Source organism: Psychrobacter sp. Pi2-1, from assembly GCF_904846645.1.
In the GTDB taxonomy this organism is placed as follows: Bacteria; Pseudomonadota; Gammaproteobacteria; order Pseudomonadales; family Moraxellaceae; genus Psychrobacter.
In genome coordinates, this window is record NZ_CAJHBO010000001.1 from 19,833 (window position 1) to 38,055 (window position 18,223).

Sequence of the window (18,223 nt, forward strand, 5' to 3'; positions counted from 1 at the left end):
GCTATTTATCTATATCTGTTTGCCAAAGCCGTTAAGCCGATGCCACTGGCTGCAGATTTTTAGATAGCTCAGGATAGCGATGCAATAGCCGCGTGACGGCAACCAAACACGCATGACGCTCCATCTTGCCTGCCGAGTGCGTAAAGGTGAATAGTGTTGGCATAATGAGCGCTGCAAAGGTGCTGTCAGCCAATGCCACATCACGAAAGGTCTCAATCAAAGCCAATTTGGCACGACTCGCAGATATGGGTTTTAGCGTGATATTGCTATCTGACTCAGTTGCCTCATATGACTGTGATGATGCTGATCTTTTATCTGAGTAGCGTTGTTGTTTATGCTTACTGCTGTCACTAGCAGCCGGCTCTTGCGAACCGCCTAGACGGCCAGGTGGTAGCTCAAAAAGACCACGGCGTAGCAGCATTAGTAGCTGATCGATTTCTGCAGGCAAGCTTGCCAAACGTCTATCTGACTGCTCTGTTATGACTGGTTGATTACTGCTGTCTGTATTTTTGACAACATCTTTATCGGTGCTGGTTGGTTGCCAGTTTGGGGATACGTGACGCGCCTTATAGTGTTTCCATAGCATGGTCACGGCGGCATAACGTACTTCTCGGTCTGTGCTTTGGGTTAATCGATATAAAGACTGCACATCTTGGAAATTGGCATGACGCTGCAGTAAGGTGATACCGATTTGGCGAGCGACTCGCGCTTTGCTTTCAATCAACGCATTCAACATGCCAGCATTCAATTGTGCTGACTGAACGTGATAATGTCGATTGGCAACGGATGGCTTATCCAATAGCGCACGCTTTAGCAGTTGCGTGACCTCAGTATAGGGAGATTCTGCCATCATCAGCCATAGGGCTGGCGTCGGTTGCCATGTCGCCATCTCATACTCACTCAGTAATAAGCCAAATGCTCGCAGCTGGCTGTTACGGTGTTGCAACAAAGGAATGACACGCTCCGCATCAAAAAACGAAGAAGGAACAATCGCATCAGGATCGACAGGTCTGTCTGTCAGTGCCATACAGATCTGTTCATGATGATGACTAAGGTAGCTGATCGCAAGCTCACTGATGGGTGCAGTGGCGTCATCTGTTGCCATATGCCACAGTGCATTGGCACCTGCAAAAGTATCGTCTTCAGACACCTCTCTCGATTGACCACTCAGCATCTGTAAAAATGCAGTTTCGGAAATAATCTTTAGCGGCGCACCATCGGCGATTAAGCTTTCGGCTTTAACTTGCTTGCTACCTTTACGGCCATTGCCATATAACGGTGAACCATCATCACCGATGACTAGATAATCCAACTTGCCATTAACAGCACCACTGATGGCACCATTAGCTGCTTTCACAACTTTTTCGGCCTCGCCACGAGTCATGCTTTGCATCTTGCCCGTGAATAAATAGCGTTGGCCGGTTAAATCTACTTCAGTAGCAGCGTCGCTACTCGAGTCTTGATTGTCAGTGCTATTACTGGAAGCATTGTCAGTAGAGTCGCCTTCATTGCTGTCGAGATATGCGATAAAGTCGGCAGGCAAGAACCCTTTGTTAATGCGTTCAATCGCAAATTCACGATAGAGGGCTTGTTCGCTATGCGCAAGATTCATAAGCCAGTCGAAACCTAAATCTATCGGCGCAAACCGACGCACATCAGACAGCCAATCTCGCACGTTTTCTGCTAAGTACTCATCAAAGGCCAAGTGCTTTTGCCAGTTTTTAATAGGAGTGTCAGCAGATTTTAACTGTTCAATATATTCACTCACTTGCCAATCAGGCTCATAGGCAAGTGCATGCCAATAGCTCATATCAAGCGTTGCTGCTGACAGTACATCTTCATCAAACCAATCGGTAATAGTCGATTGTGATAGTGGATGTAATAGCAGTGTTTGCCACACGGCAGCGTTTACTTGGCTCAAATCCAAACGCTTGAGCTGATCCAACGCAAAGTCCATACAGGAGCTGTCGTTATTAGCAGCGAAGTCCTGTTGCTCTGGTATGTCAAGCTGCTGGGCAATGCGAATAAAGTATTCAGTCCCTAGCTCTTTTGCGCTATAAAGCTCAGGCAGCTTTTTTATCGCAAACTTTACGCTGTGTGTTCTGCCGCTGGTCAATCGTTCAAAAAACCACTCAGGGGTCAAATCGCGCCTTGTAAAGTGTTTGCTAAGTTGTTTGCTCGCGGTTTGATAGTGATGCTCTGTGTCTAATAGCTGACCCCAACCGTTGACACCAATATCAGCAACAGGATTACGACTTAAGATATTGTTGATAGCAAATGCTCTAACAGGCTCATAATCTGACATGGCCAATAACATCAGCTCAGTGAGCGATAAGTCTTGAGCATAGCTTTTGGCATAGCCAATCGCATATTGGTAGGCGGCAGGATAGTGTGAATGGAGTAGTTGCAGTACGACTTGATGCAAGCCCAATACTTGAAATTTAGACTTTTCAAAATGTGGCGAATTTTCTAATAACCAAACAATCATCTCATCACGTGCTTTGCTATGTGCTTGCCCGGCAGATAGATACTGTAGCGTTTCACCACTCACATCACGTAATTGGGTCTTAAAGTCGTGTTTTAGGCTATCGGTTGCGAATTGTCTGATAGCCTCATTTTTGGCGATAGCCAATAGCTGGATAAGTGGTTCAGAGTCTCGTTGCCATACCTCAGAGAACGCGCGACCTTTTGCATCAAAAAGCTTGCGAGGTGAGCGACTGCTGAATCGATTGACGCCATAATCAAGGCTGTTATGGAAGCAGATATGATTGAGTACCCAGCTATTCGTTTGTTCAGGGCTGCCTGCCGTCATGGTTTCGTCATAGCTGGCGAGTACAGAGACGGCGGCATCAATGTAGCCAATTGGCATTTGCTGTCCTAGCTGGCGCAAATAACGCCATGCTCTAAGGCTCATATAGGTTTTTGTAGCTAGGCTGACCGCAGAGTTGGCGGTTTGATTAAAACGCTGCAAATCAATCTTGGCAGCTATTTGTCCAAAAACCTCATAATCTTGAGAAAATTCAGCTTGCTTATAAATACGCTTTAAACCCTTCCACACACCATAGCTGATTGGCAAGGCCGTAATGGCTTGTTTTAAAATAGTTCTAGAATACGCGCTGCCATCTTCCCACAGTGCGGTCAGTATTATGTGGATTTTGTAGCGATCTGGGAGAGGGTAAACGCCTTCGTCTGCTTCCAATTTGGCAATCATTGCCACGCGCTCTGCAAACTGTACTTCGGGATGTTGCTCCCGAAATTGATGACTAAATATCTTATCTAAAAACCGATCAAAAGTAAGCTCATGCTCAGGGATGGGCGACTCAGGAATATCATTAACTTGTGTTGCTAATAAACATAACTTATCAACCAAGCTAGGATCTTGGGCTTGCCAAGCTTGCTGAATTTGTGCGAAGGACAGACTCATAGAAATTTGCCTTAATTTTTATTTTGTCGGTGCGCGTAATTTTGTAGCATTATAAAAGCGCGTTTCACAGAAAATATCAAGGACTTTTGTAAGGAAATATATGGACTGCGACATATAGCGTCGCGCATGATTTTATTTGCAATTATATATTGACAATAATAACTGTGATGAGGCAAACTTAACGAGTTGTGAGATTTAGCGTTTCACCGTTTACGGTGAGGGGCGACGTTGCGTCGTCCACGAGTCAAGCCATTACATTTTACCCAAGGAAGACTGTTTCAGTCCTGCTAATACCTAGATAAAGGCCCTAGTGTCATTAGCTCGCTGGCGCAATCACGCAATCGTGATTGAGCTAATGCACTAGGGCCTTTATCTAGGTGCAGTCCAGTGAGTCTTCCATGTACCAGGTCATGAGGTAGATTACACAACAATTGAGTGCTACATCATTATGATGGTATTCAAGGCCTTTAAAGCAAAACCGGAGTAGCGCTGTTTATTCAGCGCTACTCCGGTTTTTTATTGCCTGATTATTAGTTGATAATAAAAAAGCCCTTTGTGATAGACAAAGGGCTTTTTAGTGCAGAAAATATGATTTTATACGGAACTATTTATCCCCAATAACCATCAGGACATTTAGGCAATTCAACCAAAGTCCGACGTAACGCATCTGACCACTGATGACGAATCGTATTAAAGTACTCATCACGCTCATCAATACGTCGGCCGTTTGGCAGAGCTAGGCTGTCATTGTCATAAAGTACAAAATCTATCGGCATACCGACTGATAGATTTGAGTGAATCGTGGAATCAAATGACAGCATCAGCGCACGTGCCGCGTGTCTTACATCCGTGTTATAGCTGACAGAACGATCCAAAATAGGCTTGCCATATTTGCTTTCACCTAACTGAAAGAAGGGCGTATCTTCAGTGGCTTTGATGCAATTGCCTTCAGGATAAATCAGGTATAGCTCAGGAGGCTGTCCTTTGATTTGACCACCAAGCATAAATGAGCTGGTAAATGCACCATCGCGAGTAGAGTTAGCGACTGCTTTTGCATGGTTCATAACATCACGCATACATTCACCAACCATTTGCGCGGCATCAAACAACGTCGCTACCGTATTGAGGTTGCTCTCAGCACGCTGGTCAATGTCGCTTTGTAGTTTATTGAACACTGCCTGCGATGTCGCTAAGCTGCCAGCTGTCTGTAATACCATAAAGCGCTCGCCCTCAACGCCGTATTGATATAACTTTCTGAATGTCGATATGTGATCAACACCGGCATTCGTGCGCGTGTCACTGGCAAAGACCATACCGTCTTTTAGACGAATGGCAGCACAATAAGTCATAAAATACCCTTGATGAATAAACGTAATAAAAAATAGCAAACGCTATGATAGCTTTTTGACTAATACCAAACTGTAAAGATTTTCGTAACCGCCGCCCATACGCACGCCGCGAACAGGCGCGGTATCTAGATAATCTCGCCCAATAGCCACATACACATGTGAGTTTGGGGTAAATGCCTGATTTGAGATATCAAAAGTATACCAGTAACCATCCAGCCAAACCTCAGCCCATGCGTGACTGGCCATGTGATTTTCGGTATCGTCATACAGATAACCGGACACATAACGCGCTGGAATCTGTTGATCGCGCAAGATACCTAAAAATACATGCGTATGGTCTTGGCACACACCGGCACTTGTCGCAAACGCCTCAGCAGCGGTCGTGCCCACATGCGTGACGTCTTTAACAAAAGGCATCTTCATAATAAGGGCATTCGCCATCGCCTTTAAGCTGTCATGAGTAGGGGTTTTCAGGTATGGCGCTGCAAACTCTCGCATCTCTTGTGAGCATTTGGTCAACGGGGTTTGTACGGTAAATAGCAGGTAGGGGACATGATCCATATCCTCTAGTCGTTCGGTTTCGGTGTTGATCTCAACAATACCCGACGCCTGCATTTGTAAGTTGTTATGTGCCTCGTTACGACTGAGTGTAAGCCATGCATTACCAAAGCCGTCCTTTTGATTGGTCGCCACTTTAGGCAGCATGACATCCCATTTATGAATGGTCTGATGCGGCATTTGCATGGGGGTCATGCGTATATACTGTACACTGCGCTGCGCCAGCTCATCGTAATAATAGTTGGTTTGGTGACTGATTTGAAGTTTCATGGCATTTTCCTTATAGCATCTTTCTATTTTCTGTTTATTCCATATGTCTCATGAGCCGTTGTTATTGGTTTTTGGCTAGACACCTTCTATACACCTTGACGCAATATGAGATTGAACTCTTTGCTAATCAGCGCAAAATCACTAAATTTCTTTGACCTGATCATCTGGTTGGTCAAGCGGATAAGCTCACGCCAGCGCGTATTCTCCGGCAATTCATTAATCCAATGTCTGAATTCAAAACTGATCTCTGTTGAATCTTCTCCCAACAAGACGGCACGCTCAAGCTGCTCAAAGTGACGCCCTAATTGCCAGAAGCAAGTCACTGTCGGATTTTCTTGTTTCATCGCAGCGTTACACGCGTGTAGCTGCAAGGTGGCCGCTCGATACGTGCCAGCACTTGATAAACGCTTAATCAAGTTATATAACTCAGCAGTATCTTTACCAATGACACCTTTGGCCTCTTGGACATTATCCTCAATCGATTGCACGATATTGGGTATGATGTTTTGTTCCAAGTCAGACATCATTTGTGCTTTCATGGTGGTAAGTGACGCTTCACCATCAACGGCAAACCCTAAATGACTGATTAAATGCTTGATCTGTGATTTTTTGAGATCGCCTTTGATGAGCTGTTTCATGACATCGTCATAGTAATACAAGCGCTCACTATATCGGCCTAGCCATATTAAGTGACTGGCGGTAGAGAGTAGCAGTATCATGGGCGCATCATCTAAACTCTCGTAACCGGTTTCTAAGGGCTGGACGCGATTATAGTAGTTCGCATGCCCTAAAGCGTTGCCTGTAGAATTGACACTTACTGAGGATAAAGGCGCGCACTTGTCGGCTTGCTGGCTGTCTAAATCACTGTCATCAATAACCCATGTGTCTTTGATACCGCCGCCTTGCGATGAATTGACGACCAACGAGCCTTCAACCATGGCCACTCGTGTCAGACCACCAGGTACGATATCTACCGTGCCATCACCATGACTGAGAATAAAGGGACGCAAATCAATATGACGCGGTGCGATACCATCGCTCACGGCAGTGGGGTTGGTAGATAGTGAGATGGTTGGCTGAGCAATAAAGCCGGCTGGATTTTCAAGCAGACGCAGGCGATATTCTTCGATTTCTTCTTTGGTTGATGTCGGACCAATAAGCATCCCATAGCCGCCTGAGCCTTGCGTTTCTTTTACCACCAGCTTGTCTAGATTGTCGAGTACATATTTGAGATCGTCGGGTTTACGGCACTGGTAGGTCTCAATATTAGGTAGGATAGGCTCTTCATTTAAGTAGAACTTAATCATATCTGGTACAAAAGGATATAAACTCTTATCATCGGCCACGCCCGTACCTGGTGCGTTTACGATAACGACGTTGCCAGCGCGATACGCACTCATGAGCCCCGACACACCCAAGATAGAATCTGAGCGGAATGCTAAAGGATCAATATAAGGATCATCAATGCGGCGGTAGATGACATCGACTTGTACTTTACCGCGAATACCTTGCATGTAGACTTTGCTGTCCTCAACGACCAAATCATAACCATGAACGAGTGGTACATTCATCTCATGCGCTAAAAAAGCATGCTCATAATAGGCACTGTTAAAGCGACCTGGCGTTAGAATGACGACCTGTGGATCATATTTGGATGTTGAGCTGGCAAGACAGGCTTTGAGACGGTTGGGATAATCACTGATGCCCATGATAGGCGTTTCAGTAAATATATCAGCTAAGAGCGTCTCTGATATATTGCGGCTCTCAAGCATATATGAGACGCCTGACGGGGTACGCAAGTTATCCTCTAACACACAAAATTTACCTGTCTCGTCTCGAATTAAATCGATACCGCTGATATGAGAATAAATAGGTTTGTCGAGCTCAATGCCCATCATCCATGGCTCATAGCAGCCACTGGCATAGACGTAGCTGGCAGGGACAATATCTGCCTTCATGATGGCTTGGTCATGGTAGATATCATGTAAGAATGCATTGAGAGCGGTGATCCGCTGTTTACAGCCTGCTTCTATTTGTTTCCATTCGCTCGCGGCAATAATGCGTGGAATGATATCAAACGGAATCATACGCTCGATGTTTTTGGCATCGCTATAGACGGTAAAGGTGACGCCTTTACGGTAAAAGATATTTTCTGCTTGTTCGTTTAGATAATTGAGGGCATCCATGTTGATGTTATCAAGCCAATGGCCAACAGCTTGTGCCACTGGGCGATACTTACCCTTACTTATCTGCAATTCATCGAAACTTTGTGGTTTTTGCTCAGGTTTTTCTGAAGTGTCTTTTGTTAAGGTATCTTCGGTCGGTGTTGACGCGGGACTTTTAGTATTGTCATTGGGCACTTTGATGGATTGACTCTGACTTTGATTTGCAGATTTTTCTTTATCTGGGTTTCCATCCTTAGACTGACTTTGAGATGCTATTTTATTCATAAATACCTCACGTATCCTTGGTAAAGTTATACTTTATGATGAATACACTGTCTATGCTAAGTAGAGTAGCACTTGTACTGCGCCCAACAGGTAGTCTATCTCCTGTATGGACTATACAACGGTTAATGAGCAATATACAACAAGAGTTAAATAATAGATTTTTAAAAACCTGAACCTAATTCTAATAAGTTTAACTCAATAGAAACAGGAGGAGAGAAGACGTGAAGCTACGTGGAAGGTTCTTAATGCTGGCAGGTATGGGGTTGTCAGCGACTATCAGTGTGGCTGGCTGTGGTAGCGAACCACAACAAGATATCTTGCCCGCTGGTAGCACAGTGGTCGCACTTGGCGACTCATTAACCTATGGTTACGGCGCAAATCCTAAAACAGCGTATCCTACGGTGCTAGCAGAGCTAAGCAAATGGAACGTCGTTAATGCAGGCGTCAATGGTGACACTTCTGCAGATGTACTGACTCGAGTGAATGAGATCACTGAGCAAAACCCTGATTTGGTCTTACTGGGTGTGGGAGGTAATGATGTATTGCAGCGCATCGCACCTGATACCACTCGTGCCAATATCATCGCGACTATAGATACCTTACAATCCAATAATATTGATGTTGTCCTAATCGCTGAGCCGTATTTCAGTACTAGTGCTTTGTTTGGAAAGGTAAGTGATAATCCACTGTATAAAGATATTGCGGAAGCTGAAGGCATACCTCTGTATTCTGATGGCTGGTCAACTGTACTGTCAAATGAGGCTCTAAAGTCTGATAAAATTCATGCCAATGCGGCAGGCTATAGACAGTTCGCTGAAGGGCTGCATGAGTATCTAAAAGATGAAGGGTGGGTACGCTAAACCGAAATTTAAACCAAGGTTTTTAAGTTTAAAAGTTTTTAAGTTTAAAAGTTTTTCAGTTTAAAAATTATGAGTAGGGCGTATGTCTGTAGTCAGTATATAACGCACAAAAAAAGCAGAGAGCTTATTGACTAGGCTCTCTGCTTTTTTATTTTATTAATGGCTAATAAGTAATGATTTCATGGGAAGATATTTATAATGCAGTACTCTTATTCATCGTCACCCATGACTACTACCAAACCTTCATCAGCAGCTATTTTACCTTCGCAGATATCTTTATAAACCTCCAGTAAACCCTTAACTCCATCAAGCTCCTGAATCTTTAACCACGCACTAGTTTTTGCGGTGCTATTCATGATGTAACGCATAGAGCGTTTATTGAACTCTTCAGGGCCCCATTCTTTCATACGTTGCTGTACATGACTGGGCGCAAAAAACTGTTGGCTACGTTCTTGAATGATACCTTCGGTATGACGTGGCTCGTCCCAGTGCGTAAGACCGACATTGCTGGTGTAGCGCATGTTATCGCCTAATTGTCTATGTAGACGACTCAGAACATCAGTGTTGGCCGACATATCGACAATAACCGTCGGCTTAGTTGCATCAATCTGCTCTAGTGTGTCATAGCTAAGCACACTGTCATAAGCGTCAATTGACTGAACAAAATCTATATGACGGTTTGAGGTGAGACCGATAACGTGAGGCGCATCTTTATCATTTACTAAGCCATATGCCAAACCTGTACTGGTCTTACTAGAGGCACTGATAATCACTACTTGCTCTGCACCAAACCAGTCATTACTCTTCAATAGATCATGTAAGCAGAATGAGGTAAGGTGCAAGACAAACAACAGCATGCGCTGATCGTCATGGGCGCGGTCATAGCCTCGTTCATGATTGACGCGCTGATACATATTGTAGCCAGGCGGCAGCTCGGCACGATGGGCACTACCATCCAGCAGGCTGCTCTGCGTGACTCGCTTGGGTGTTACGATTAATTCATTGGCGGGCGGGAAGTAACCGAATAAGCGCTCACCGACAGGTAGTGCATCACTATTGGACTCTACAACATCGCCAAATCCCCAGACTGGAATAATACCCCATTTCTCAGGCTCGTCACCATTTGGCGGAAAAAACTGCCAATAGCGTAATTGGTCACCCATGACTGCATAAGTAATGTTGTTGGCGGTAAAGGCAAAGCGGTCGACTTTGACACGTACTTCGCCATTGCCTAGGGTATGTGCAGGCGTCTCTTGCAGGCGAGCTTGGGTTAAGTTTGCTTTATTGGTCTGAAATTCTTGCATGGTTATTTCCTTTTTTATTTTATAGTTATCAGATTAAGCATTAGCAGTTTTGGCTTGACGCGCTGCCGTAATTTGCATGATTTCACTCATGAGTTTTGGCATGTTGGCGGCAGCTTTTGGTCCTGCTTCTTTTAAACGCTTAAGAATAGCAAGCTCTTCAGGGGGCGTGTCTTCGCTGGCTCGTACCAATTTGGTGAAGCCATCTAAGCGATTGTTGATCATCCACTCACGTAGCGCAGGCTCTTTTGACCAACGCATTTGATTCTGCATTTGTTTAACAAGCCCAACTAAAAAGTCCGTATCATGATTTGGGATTGGCACTACTTGGCATAACTCATTTTTGATGGTTTCATCATCATAATTGGCCTCGATGTGGGCGATAAATGCGGCACTAAATACAGGCTGATAGGTACGTACGGTTTGTACCACTACAGTATCACCTTTGAAAACATCGTACGTCTCTGTCACTGGTACTGCCCGTGCAGAGCAGTCGATATGCATGGTATTGGGAGTGGTAGAAATGCTGTCCTCACCAAAATAAATTTTGTCAGTATCTAAGCGAGTCACGCGCCCTTTACGTACAATGTTTTTAACACGGCGTAACTGCTTAAGCTCGTCGCTACTAATGGTAGCGCCATGGAACATTTGCGGGCGTACATTTGGATCAATACGCATTAATACGCCGCCTTTTTCTAATCGATTAAACAGGTCTTCGATGTTTTCAGCTTCAGCAATCGCTTCTGCTTGAGTAGCCTGTGCTCCAATAGTATGGGTGAAAAAATCACGAGAGGGTTGGGTGTTTTTACGATCGATCAGCCAAGCATCTCTTGGCATAATCCACGTGATATTGTCTGGGTCAATTTGATTCTCTAGTAGCCATAAAACCGCATCTATACCCGTTTTTCCGCCACCGATAATCACGTAACCATCACGGGGTTTGGTTAAACTCGGCAAATCATTTAATGGGCCAAACTTAACACCTTCAGCAATCTGAAAGTTTGGGGTATGGGTTGCTGGTACTGAAGTTTTAAAATAAGTACCATCAATGATTTTCTTATTAACCTTAACCTCATAGCTGGTATCAGACAGTAATGATGAAAACTTGCCGTCGCCTATGTACTCACACATCGGGAAATACTTCACGCGGCCACTTGGTAAAAACGTGTGCTTCATGACTTTATCAAAGTACGCCATAACTTCTGCGCCTGACGCCAGCTCAGACAAGCCTTTATTTAAACCAATTTTATCAATCATACCGCCGCAAAGCTCACGTGAGCTAACGCCATAAAAAGATGAAGGCTGATGCAGTGTGACAAACGAATAGGCATCGTTCCAATGACCGCCTGGCTTATGATGTTTATCGACGATAATAATATTAGCATCTGTTTCTGTGAGCAGCACATCGGCAAAAGCCATGCCTACCGCGCCACTACCAATGATCAGATAATCCGTTTCTAGCTGTTGAATACTCATAGCGTCCTTACTCTAAGTTGAGTTTCTATCAACACAATCAATTCATAATTGTTTGTGCATAACAGTGTTATATACTAGAATAACACTGTTATAATTGTCAAGACATAGTGAGAGCTAAATGGACGCTAGAACCAAAATACTAAATGCTGCATCTGAGCTTTTCTTAGAAGGGGGCGGTGCGGCCTTGAGCGTGCGTGCCATATCCAAGCGAGCAGGGCTATCGACGATTGGTATATACAGTCACTTTCAAGGCAAGCAAGGTATACTAGACGCGCTATACATCGAAGGGTTCAATCTGGTGCGTGAGGCCATGGACGTGATTCCTGATGAGGGCAGGGCCAGTAAAGAGCAAGTGCTAGAGGCCTGTACTGGCTACCTCAATGTCGGCGAGCAGCATGAGGCGCATTACCGCCTGATCTTTGGAGAGTCCGATGCAGGGTACCAGCCTTCAGAGGAAGCGACGGCTGCTAGAGACAGCGCTTTTGCAAAATTGGTACGGGTGGCAGGCTCTTATCTGACAGATAGCTCGAGCATGACAGAGCGCCGCCAAATTGCTTTGGATATATGGGCGATCGTTCATGGGTATGTGAGTATTAGTCACCATGTGGTGTTCGCCGATGAACCGGAGCTAGACTGGAAGACGATGGCACTTCGTGTGGTTGGAGTACAGTTGGATGCCATTGACCTAACCAAAGCTAAGCCTTAACAAAGCCTTCCCGAACAACCCAGTAAATCAGCAGTATGAAGGTGGCAATGAATATTAAACAGCGATTCGTAAGTATTGCTCATGGATAGGTAACTACATAGGTACATAGTGTTTAAATAATCCATCGCTTTACTTAAAAATCAAATAAGCAAACATATGTCTTTTATCTTGTAAACTGCATTATTTTAGGTTATTTTTCACTGTTGATTACCGTTCTTTAACCAAGGAGAAGCAGTTTGGATACTAACTTATCACCGCTTAAGATTTCAGTGGTTGCGGCGCTGACACTGCTTACAGGCTCGCAAGTATTTGCAGAGGCCAAGTATGGTGATTATGGGACAGAAACCGCGCTGACGCTTGCCCGTGACTATGCTGGTCGTTATACAGGTTCAGATAAAGAAGTCCAAGCTGCTGATTATATGCAGCAGCGTATGACCATCGATGGCAGTAACAACCAAGTCAATCGTCAAACTTTTGATTTCGTAGCGCCTCGTGGTTTATTCAGAGGTCAAACGTTAACGAGTAATAACGTTGTCGTGACCCAAAAAGGCAGTGCTGATACTAACAGGACGTTGTTTGTTGGCGCACATTATGATTCTGCCGTCGCCTATCCAAACTACGAAAATCTAGAAGCATTGGATGACAACGCTTCTGGGTCTGGCGTCTTAACTGAGTTAACAAAAAACCTGACTGGCATTGAGACAGAGCACGATATTCAGTTTGTGGCATTTGGTGCAGAGGAGGGCGGTCTCAATGGCTCAAAGGCGTTTGTTGATCAGCTCACGGACGCAGAAAAATCAACAGCGTTGGGTATGATTAACCTAGATAGTCTGATTACAGGCGACAAAATGTATGCCAATGCAGGGCGAAATGCTTACGACAATGATGGCGACGAAGTGGCTGCCAATGTAAGTTTGCGTGAAAATGCACTGCGCATCGCTAAAGAGCTTGGTATTACACTGGAAGTCAATCCAGCCATTATTGCACCAGGTGAGACCGAACCCTACGAGCCTTATGGCGTTGGCTGCTGTAGCGATCAGGAATCTTTTGATAGTGTCATGCAGGTCGTCGGATTTGAGGCAACCAACTGGGGCCTTGGGCCTGATTATGATGGTTACACGCAAACTGAAAACCCGGATATTCCAGGTGGCTATACGTGGCATAACCCTGCATTAGATAACGAAGAAGTGCTTACTGCGGCCTTTGGTGAAGAGCGCATAGCACAAAGAATGCGTGACTACTCTCGTATCATCAGCAGATTGATTGTGGAGCAAACCAATGCTGATATCATTGCATCAACCAAAAGTGCGCTCAATCTTCAAAATACAATGGGCACTGCGTTAAAAAATAATGCTACCGACTCGCACTCAGCGGTGCTTGAGCGCGCCAATGCTTTAGCATTACATACTCTCGATGATGCGCAGCTTTTTGATACCGAGTCGCGTACTCAGGTTTGGGTAGATGGCTCCCAAAGCTACGTGGATGCTGATGAGGTGCAAGAGGGCATTCGCGCCAATATTGGTCTATATGGCGAATATATGGTACAGCCGAGCTGGCGTGTTGGTGCAGGTGTGCAAGCGGCCAATCAAAACAATAACACCGTAGAAAACGGTATTAAAAAAGATACGAGCTATGGCATTCAAGCCTATTCGTTACTGGGCGGAAAAGACACGGCTTGGTGGAACACCACGTCTCTAAGTCTGTCTAAGCACGATTTAGATGTCAATAGAACGGTAAAACTAGATGGTAATGACGGCATAAACATTATCAACAATAGCGAACGCGGTGATGCGGATGCCGATGTGTTTAGCGCATACAATGAGCTTGGCTATAATTTCCTTATCAAGAAAAACGTCGCGCATGGTGCATTTTTGGGTCTGAATTACAGTGATACAGATATAGATGGTTATACCAGTGGTAATGCAAACTCTCGCACTGCGTTAAAGGTTGATAGCACCTCTAGCGAGGCATGGGATTCAGAGCTTGGTTACCAGTTACAATATGGCTTTGATTTGATGGGCACGCCTGCCAAACTTCAAAGCAAAATCGCTTACGTGCATGTTATCGACGATGGTTTAACCGATAGTTTATCGACAACGTCTTTAGCTGACGGTCAAACAAGAGAGGTTAGTATCACTCAAGTAGATAAAGATGACGACTATGGACGTTTTGAGCTGAGTGTGAGTAACAAGGTTCATAAAAACGTTTATGCGTATCTGAATGGCGATACAACCTTTGCGCGTGACGATAAAGACAGCTCAGTGCAACTAGGCTTGCAATATCAATTTTAAATCTTGATGTGTGAATGTCAGACTGCGCTGCTCAATAATTCATTTATGAGCAGCGTTTTTTGCTTATGCATGTCAATATATTACTTATAAGGGCGTATTACTGATTGCCGCTACAGTAACCAGATTCAGTAATACCAATATGTGCAAAATACTAAAAGAATAGGGGTAGCGTATATGTTTGGCATCATAAAAGACTGGCGTGAACAGCGCATACTAGATAATAGCGAGTTTACCCATGCCGATTGGATGCATGCGGCTGAGCGTATCGTGATACTCGATAGATTAAGTGTTGACGAGATGACACATTTATTTGAGCTAGCAACGTTATTTTTGGCTGATAAATCTATCACTGGTGCACAAGGTTTTGAGATTACCCATGCTGTCAGACAATCTATTGCACTACAAGCCTGTTTGCCGATCTTGAACTTAGGTCTTGACTGGTATGCTGGTTGGTCATCCATCATCATTTATCCTGGCTCGTACAAAAGCAACAGTACCACGGTAGATGAGTTTGGTATCGTCCACGAAGGCACTCAGCACCGTAGCGGAGAAGCATGGCTGCGAGGGCCTATTATTCTTTCATGGAAAGATGCCAAGCACTCAGGCGAACGTGACGGACACAACGTTGTCATTCATGAGTTCGTACATAAACTCGATATGATGAATGGCCGTGCCAATGGCTTTCCGCCACTGCAACCTGATATGGATCCTGCAAACTGGACACAAGTTATGAGCCGCGATTTTGAAGATTTTCAAATACATCGCAAGTCAGGGCTTGATCGTTATGGCGCAACCAATCCTGCAGAATTTTTTGCCGTCCTCAGTGAAGTGTTTTTTGAAACGCCACAAAAGCTGGTTGATGCTTATCCGGATATTTATCAGATTATGGTGAAATTCTTTCGTCAGACGCCGCTATAAATGATATTTATAGAGATGGTGATAGTAAGCTGTATTCAAGACAGCATAAGCATATTGGAATTGGGGAAGCTGAGGTGACTAACACTATAAGTGATAATGTGGCAAAAGTAGAGATCTATGAAAGTGCTGATGGAGAGGCGCAAGTAGATGTACGTTTTGAGCAAGAGACGGTCTGGTTGTCACAAGCACAAATGACCGAGTTATTTGGTCGTGATCAATCAGTAATTTCTCGTCATATCGCCAATGCCATAAAAGATGAAGAAATCGCTGAAAAAAGCAATATACAAAAAATGCATATTGCAAATTCAAACCGTCAATCGTTTCTCTACGCCTTAAACCGTCCATTGGTCATTAATGATAGCCACTAGATATCGCTTGCCTTGATACTCATCAAATACCAAGCGTAGTACCCGCCAGTCCATGCCATCATACTCATCTGTGCCTTCATAATAAAACTCTACAACATCTGACGCTTGGTATATTTCTTTTAAGTTATTGATAGAATTGCCATTATTTTTGAATTCATTGACATTGATACTAGCGTTATTAAACTTTTTGCCATCCACCCAAGTATCCAGATAAGCAGGCAACGGTGTTACCAATAGGTCGCCAGTACCGTCTTTTTCGCCCCAAATAAATTGGATGTTAGACTGCTGTAAATACTGTGCAAATTGCCCGCGGCTAAAGACTTTATCTGACTCAGGCCGTACATAAGCGTACATCGAAAAACGAACGCCACGTGTTGGATGGATGTCATTAGTGATTCTAGAAAAGTCCTTATTGGCCAGTGCGCGCTGTATACGTAACGCTTGCTGTCTAAGGGTTTGCTGACTGATATCAGTATTAATAGGTGTTGATGAACTACTGGTTGGCTGAGATACAATGGCTTCACTGGACTCAGAAGCAGACTGACAACCCGTCGCAGCTAGCGTAAATAACAGAAGGCTGCTAGAGGCTAATGTCGCAGATTTTTCCTTAAAAAAAGCAGGTAATGTCATCATAAAATCATCCTTAGCACAGTTATTAGCGAAAGAAACATCACTATAAATTGTCATGGGAACCAGTAAAAAATACCACAAAAGCGCTATGTAATAGATATTTTGGTAAGTAAACCTGAATGATACGATAATACAGCAGAGTCCGAATATAGGTATGATGTAATAGTCGTAACACTTATAGGACAGAAGCTCGCTGAGAATAAGATGCCAACATATAAATCGCTGACATTACTATTGACCATAGGACTGATGACTGTCGGTAACGCCATAGCCGATGTATCAAAAGTAGATCAGAAGCAAAATGCCATGGCTGATATAAAGATTGCGACTATCACGAAAATGTACCAACAAGATATTGATGACCAAGGTATGAGTAATCCTACGGTGCTGCAGCAATACGCCGATGCTGATTTGCAAGCAGCCATGCAACTTGAGCAAGAATATTTTGATAAAACTCAGACGTCCTGCAATATAGATTACGATGTACTTTGGAACTCGCAAGATCCTGACTATACGCAAGACAAAAAGTTTTCAATAACTGATCAAGGATTGGTTCAGGTTAGCTTGGCGCAAGGTAGCGATATTTATTATGAGTTGTCATGTGATGACAAAGATAAAACTTGCCAAGTCGCAGACGTGGTTTTAGATCAGGATGGCAAAACGTTGCGGAATCATTTATTTGAAACTTGTCGTTAGTAAAAGTCTATAACTAATATTAAATCCGATCTAAGGCACAAGAATGACATGGTATAAATAGTTTTTCGCCTAACTGCTAAAACCATTGGTTTGTTTTCGCATAATGTATATTATGTTAAATAAGGTCTGTTAGGTCGTAGGCTCAGGTCTTACTAACTATAGAATCAGGATTATCAGATACTTCTAATGTTACTGGATATAAACATCCTACCAAAATGTTTAGCTCTTACCGACTAACTCTGTCCTGTTAATTCAACCGAATCTTTTGCATGATAGTTCACGCTTGATCAGTTTTACTTCTAATAAGCATCTCTGACAGGTATATTATTACATCGGTCACCTAACGATTTATTAGGCATTGAGATTTGAATGCTCTATATGATTGGCCATTAATATTCTATGCTTCGCTAAAATACTAATGGCTACGTCCAAATATGTTCTTATCTTTTTATTCGAGATGATCACAGCTGCTCGTCTACGATAGTTTATTTATTATCTGTGTCCGCCGGCTAAGTCTTTAATATAGATATGCTAATAGCCTATTTTTGATAACCATCATTTGTGTGGCTAGACATCTACTAAGATTACCAACCTATATCTAATTGCAAAAACTCAGCCAGACGTTATAACTCCTTCGAATATTTCTAATCTTATCTAGCCTTCAACACTATGCCTAAGTCATCACATATAATCTTTCAAATTTAAATAGCAGACAAATTGTTAAATCATTAGAACTGACTCTATTTTCTTTTGCGTAGCGATAAATCTTATCTACCCCCAAACAGCAGTCCTCTATTTATTGTTACCAAGCCATTTTTAAGATGAATAAGCTGTCTATTGACATTTTTTAAAATATTTGGCCTTTCGTTATATATTTTCTATATACCCCTCAAAATTGATGCATTCTAAATTTGCACAGAACAGTA

Annotated in this window: 12 protein-coding genes and 1 pseudogene; 6 read left to right on the forward strand and 7 right to left on the reverse strand. The window is 43.6% G+C overall.

Annotated elements, in window-relative coordinates; all coding sequences use genetic code 11:
* Nucleotides 1–31 precede the first annotated feature (31 nt).
* The 4 genes and pseudogenes from JMX91_RS00040 to JMX91_RS13355 all read right to left on the reverse strand — a co-directional run.
* Nucleotides 32–3,424 (reverse strand): BRCT domain-containing protein, encoded by a 3,393-nt coding sequence (locus JMX91_RS00040; protein WP_201547044.1) that lies wholly within the window; start codon nt 3,422–3,424, stop codon nt 32–34.
* Between the two features lie 608 nt (nt 3,425–4,032).
* On the reverse strand, nt 4,033–4,773 hold the full coding sequence (locus JMX91_RS00045) for a peptidase (protein ID WP_160021730.1): 741 nt from the start codon (nt 4,771–4,773) through the stop codon (nt 4,033–4,035).
* Nucleotides 4,774–4,815: 42 nt separating this feature from the next.
* Nucleotides 4,816–5,601 carry a transglutaminase family protein gene (locus JMX91_RS00050; RefSeq protein WP_101205892.1) on the reverse strand — a complete coding sequence of 262 codons (786 nt, stop codon included), beginning with the start codon at nt 5,599–5,601 and terminating at the stop codon, nt 4,816–4,818.
* An 866-nt stretch (nt 5,602–6,467) separates the two neighbouring features.
* Nucleotides 6,468–8,051, reverse strand: a pseudogene (locus JMX91_RS13355) (circularly permuted type 2 ATP-grasp protein); the annotation flags it as partial.
* Nucleotides 8,052–8,272: 221 nt separating this feature from the next.
* On the opposite strand from JMX91_RS13355, the gene JMX91_RS00060 reads away from it, so the two are divergent.
* A complete protein-coding gene (locus JMX91_RS00060) occupies nt 8,273–8,911 on the forward strand; it encodes a GDSL-type esterase/lipase family protein (RefSeq protein WP_227679163.1) in 639 nt (212 codons plus the stop codon).
* 209 nt (nt 8,912–9,120) lie between these two features.
* Here the strand turns inward: JMX91_RS00060 and JMX91_RS00065 are convergent, their stop codons facing one another.
* Nucleotides 9,121–10,215, reverse strand: coding sequence for a DUF2855 family protein (locus JMX91_RS00065; RefSeq protein ID WP_201547048.1), 1,095 nt, complete (start codon nt 10,213–10,215; stop codon nt 9,121–9,123).
* Between the two features lie 33 nt (nt 10,216–10,248).
* Nucleotides 10,249–11,688 (reverse strand): NAD(P)-binding protein, encoded by a 1,440-nt coding sequence (locus tag JMX91_RS00070; RefSeq protein WP_201547050.1) that lies wholly within the window; start codon nt 11,686–11,688, stop codon nt 10,249–10,251.
* 118 nt (nt 11,689–11,806) lie between these two features.
* Here JMX91_RS00070 and JMX91_RS00075 point away from each other — a divergent pair, with 118 nt between their 5' ends.
* The 4 genes from JMX91_RS00075 (at nt 11,807) to JMX91_RS00090 (ending at nt 15,971) form a co-directional block, all read left to right on the forward strand.
* Complete coding sequence (locus JMX91_RS00075; protein ID WP_201547052.1) at nt 11,807–12,394, forward strand: TetR/AcrR family transcriptional regulator; 588 nt, start codon at nt 11,807–11,809, stop codon at nt 12,392–12,394.
* Between the two features lie 236 nt (nt 12,395–12,630).
* Nucleotides 12,631–14,685 carry an autotransporter domain-containing protein gene (locus JMX91_RS00080; RefSeq protein WP_160021737.1) on the forward strand — a complete coding sequence of 685 codons (2,055 nt, stop codon included), beginning with the start codon at nt 12,631–12,633 and terminating at the stop codon, nt 14,683–14,685.
* A gap of 174 nt (nt 14,686–14,859) precedes the next feature.
* Nucleotides 14,860–15,603 carry a zinc-dependent peptidase gene (locus tag JMX91_RS00085; protein WP_201547054.1) on the forward strand — a complete coding sequence of 248 codons (744 nt, stop codon included), beginning with the start codon at nt 14,860–14,862 and terminating at the stop codon, nt 15,601–15,603.
* Between the two features lie 74 nt (nt 15,604–15,677).
* Nucleotides 15,678–15,971 (forward strand): hypothetical protein, encoded by a 294-nt coding sequence (locus JMX91_RS00090; protein WP_265089139.1) that lies wholly within the window; start codon nt 15,678–15,680, stop codon nt 15,969–15,971.
* On the opposite strand, the gene JMX91_RS00095 is transcribed toward JMX91_RS00090, so the two are convergent.
* On the reverse strand, nt 15,936–16,604 hold the full coding sequence (locus tag JMX91_RS00095) for a hypothetical protein (RefSeq protein WP_201547056.1): 669 nt from the start codon (nt 16,602–16,604) through the stop codon (nt 15,936–15,938). The genes JMX91_RS00090 and JMX91_RS00095 overlap by 36 nt on opposite strands.
* A gap of 201 nt (nt 16,605–16,805) precedes the next feature.
* Between JMX91_RS00095 and JMX91_RS00100 the strand changes: the two genes are divergently transcribed.
* Nucleotides 16,806–17,297, forward strand: a complete 492-nt coding sequence (locus tag JMX91_RS00100; protein ID WP_227679167.1) for a hypothetical protein — start codon at nt 16,806–16,808, stop codon at nt 17,295–17,297.
* Nucleotides 17,298–18,223: the final 926 nt, after the last annotated feature.

What these genes read in the sequence shown, in the direction of transcription:
- JMX91_RS00095 (WP_201547056.1), bottom strand. Translation starts at nt 16,604, where the DNA reads ATGATGACATTACCTGCTTTTTTTAAGGAAAAATCTGCGACATTAGCC.
- JMX91_RS00040 (WP_201547044.1), bottom strand. Translation starts at nt 3,424, where the DNA reads ATGAGTCTGTCCTTCGCACAAATTCAGCAAGCTTGGCAAGCCCAAGAT.
- JMX91_RS00085 (WP_201547054.1), top strand. Translation starts at nt 14,860, where the DNA reads ATGTTTGGCATCATAAAAGACTGGCGTGAACAGCGCATACTAGATAAT.
- JMX91_RS00070 (WP_201547050.1), bottom strand. Translation starts at nt 11,688, where the DNA reads ATGAGTATTCAACAGCTAGAAACGGATTATCTGATCATTGGTAGTGGC.
- JMX91_RS00050 (WP_101205892.1), bottom strand. Translation starts at nt 5,601, where the DNA reads ATGAAACTTCAAATCAGTCACCAAACCAACTATTATTACGATGAGCTG.
- JMX91_RS00100 (WP_227679167.1), top strand. Translation starts at nt 16,806, where the DNA reads ATGCCAACATATAAATCGCTGACATTACTATTGACCATAGGACTGATG.
- JMX91_RS00045 (WP_160021730.1), bottom strand. Translation starts at nt 4,773, where the DNA reads ATGACTTATTGTGCTGCCATTCGTCTAAAAGACGGTATGGTCTTTGCC.
- JMX91_RS00065 (WP_201547048.1), bottom strand. Translation starts at nt 10,215, where the DNA reads ATGCAAGAATTTCAGACCAATAAAGCAAACTTAACCCAAGCTCGCCTG.
- JMX91_RS00075 (WP_201547052.1), top strand. Translation starts at nt 11,807, where the DNA reads ATGGACGCTAGAACCAAAATACTAAATGCTGCATCTGAGCTTTTCTTA.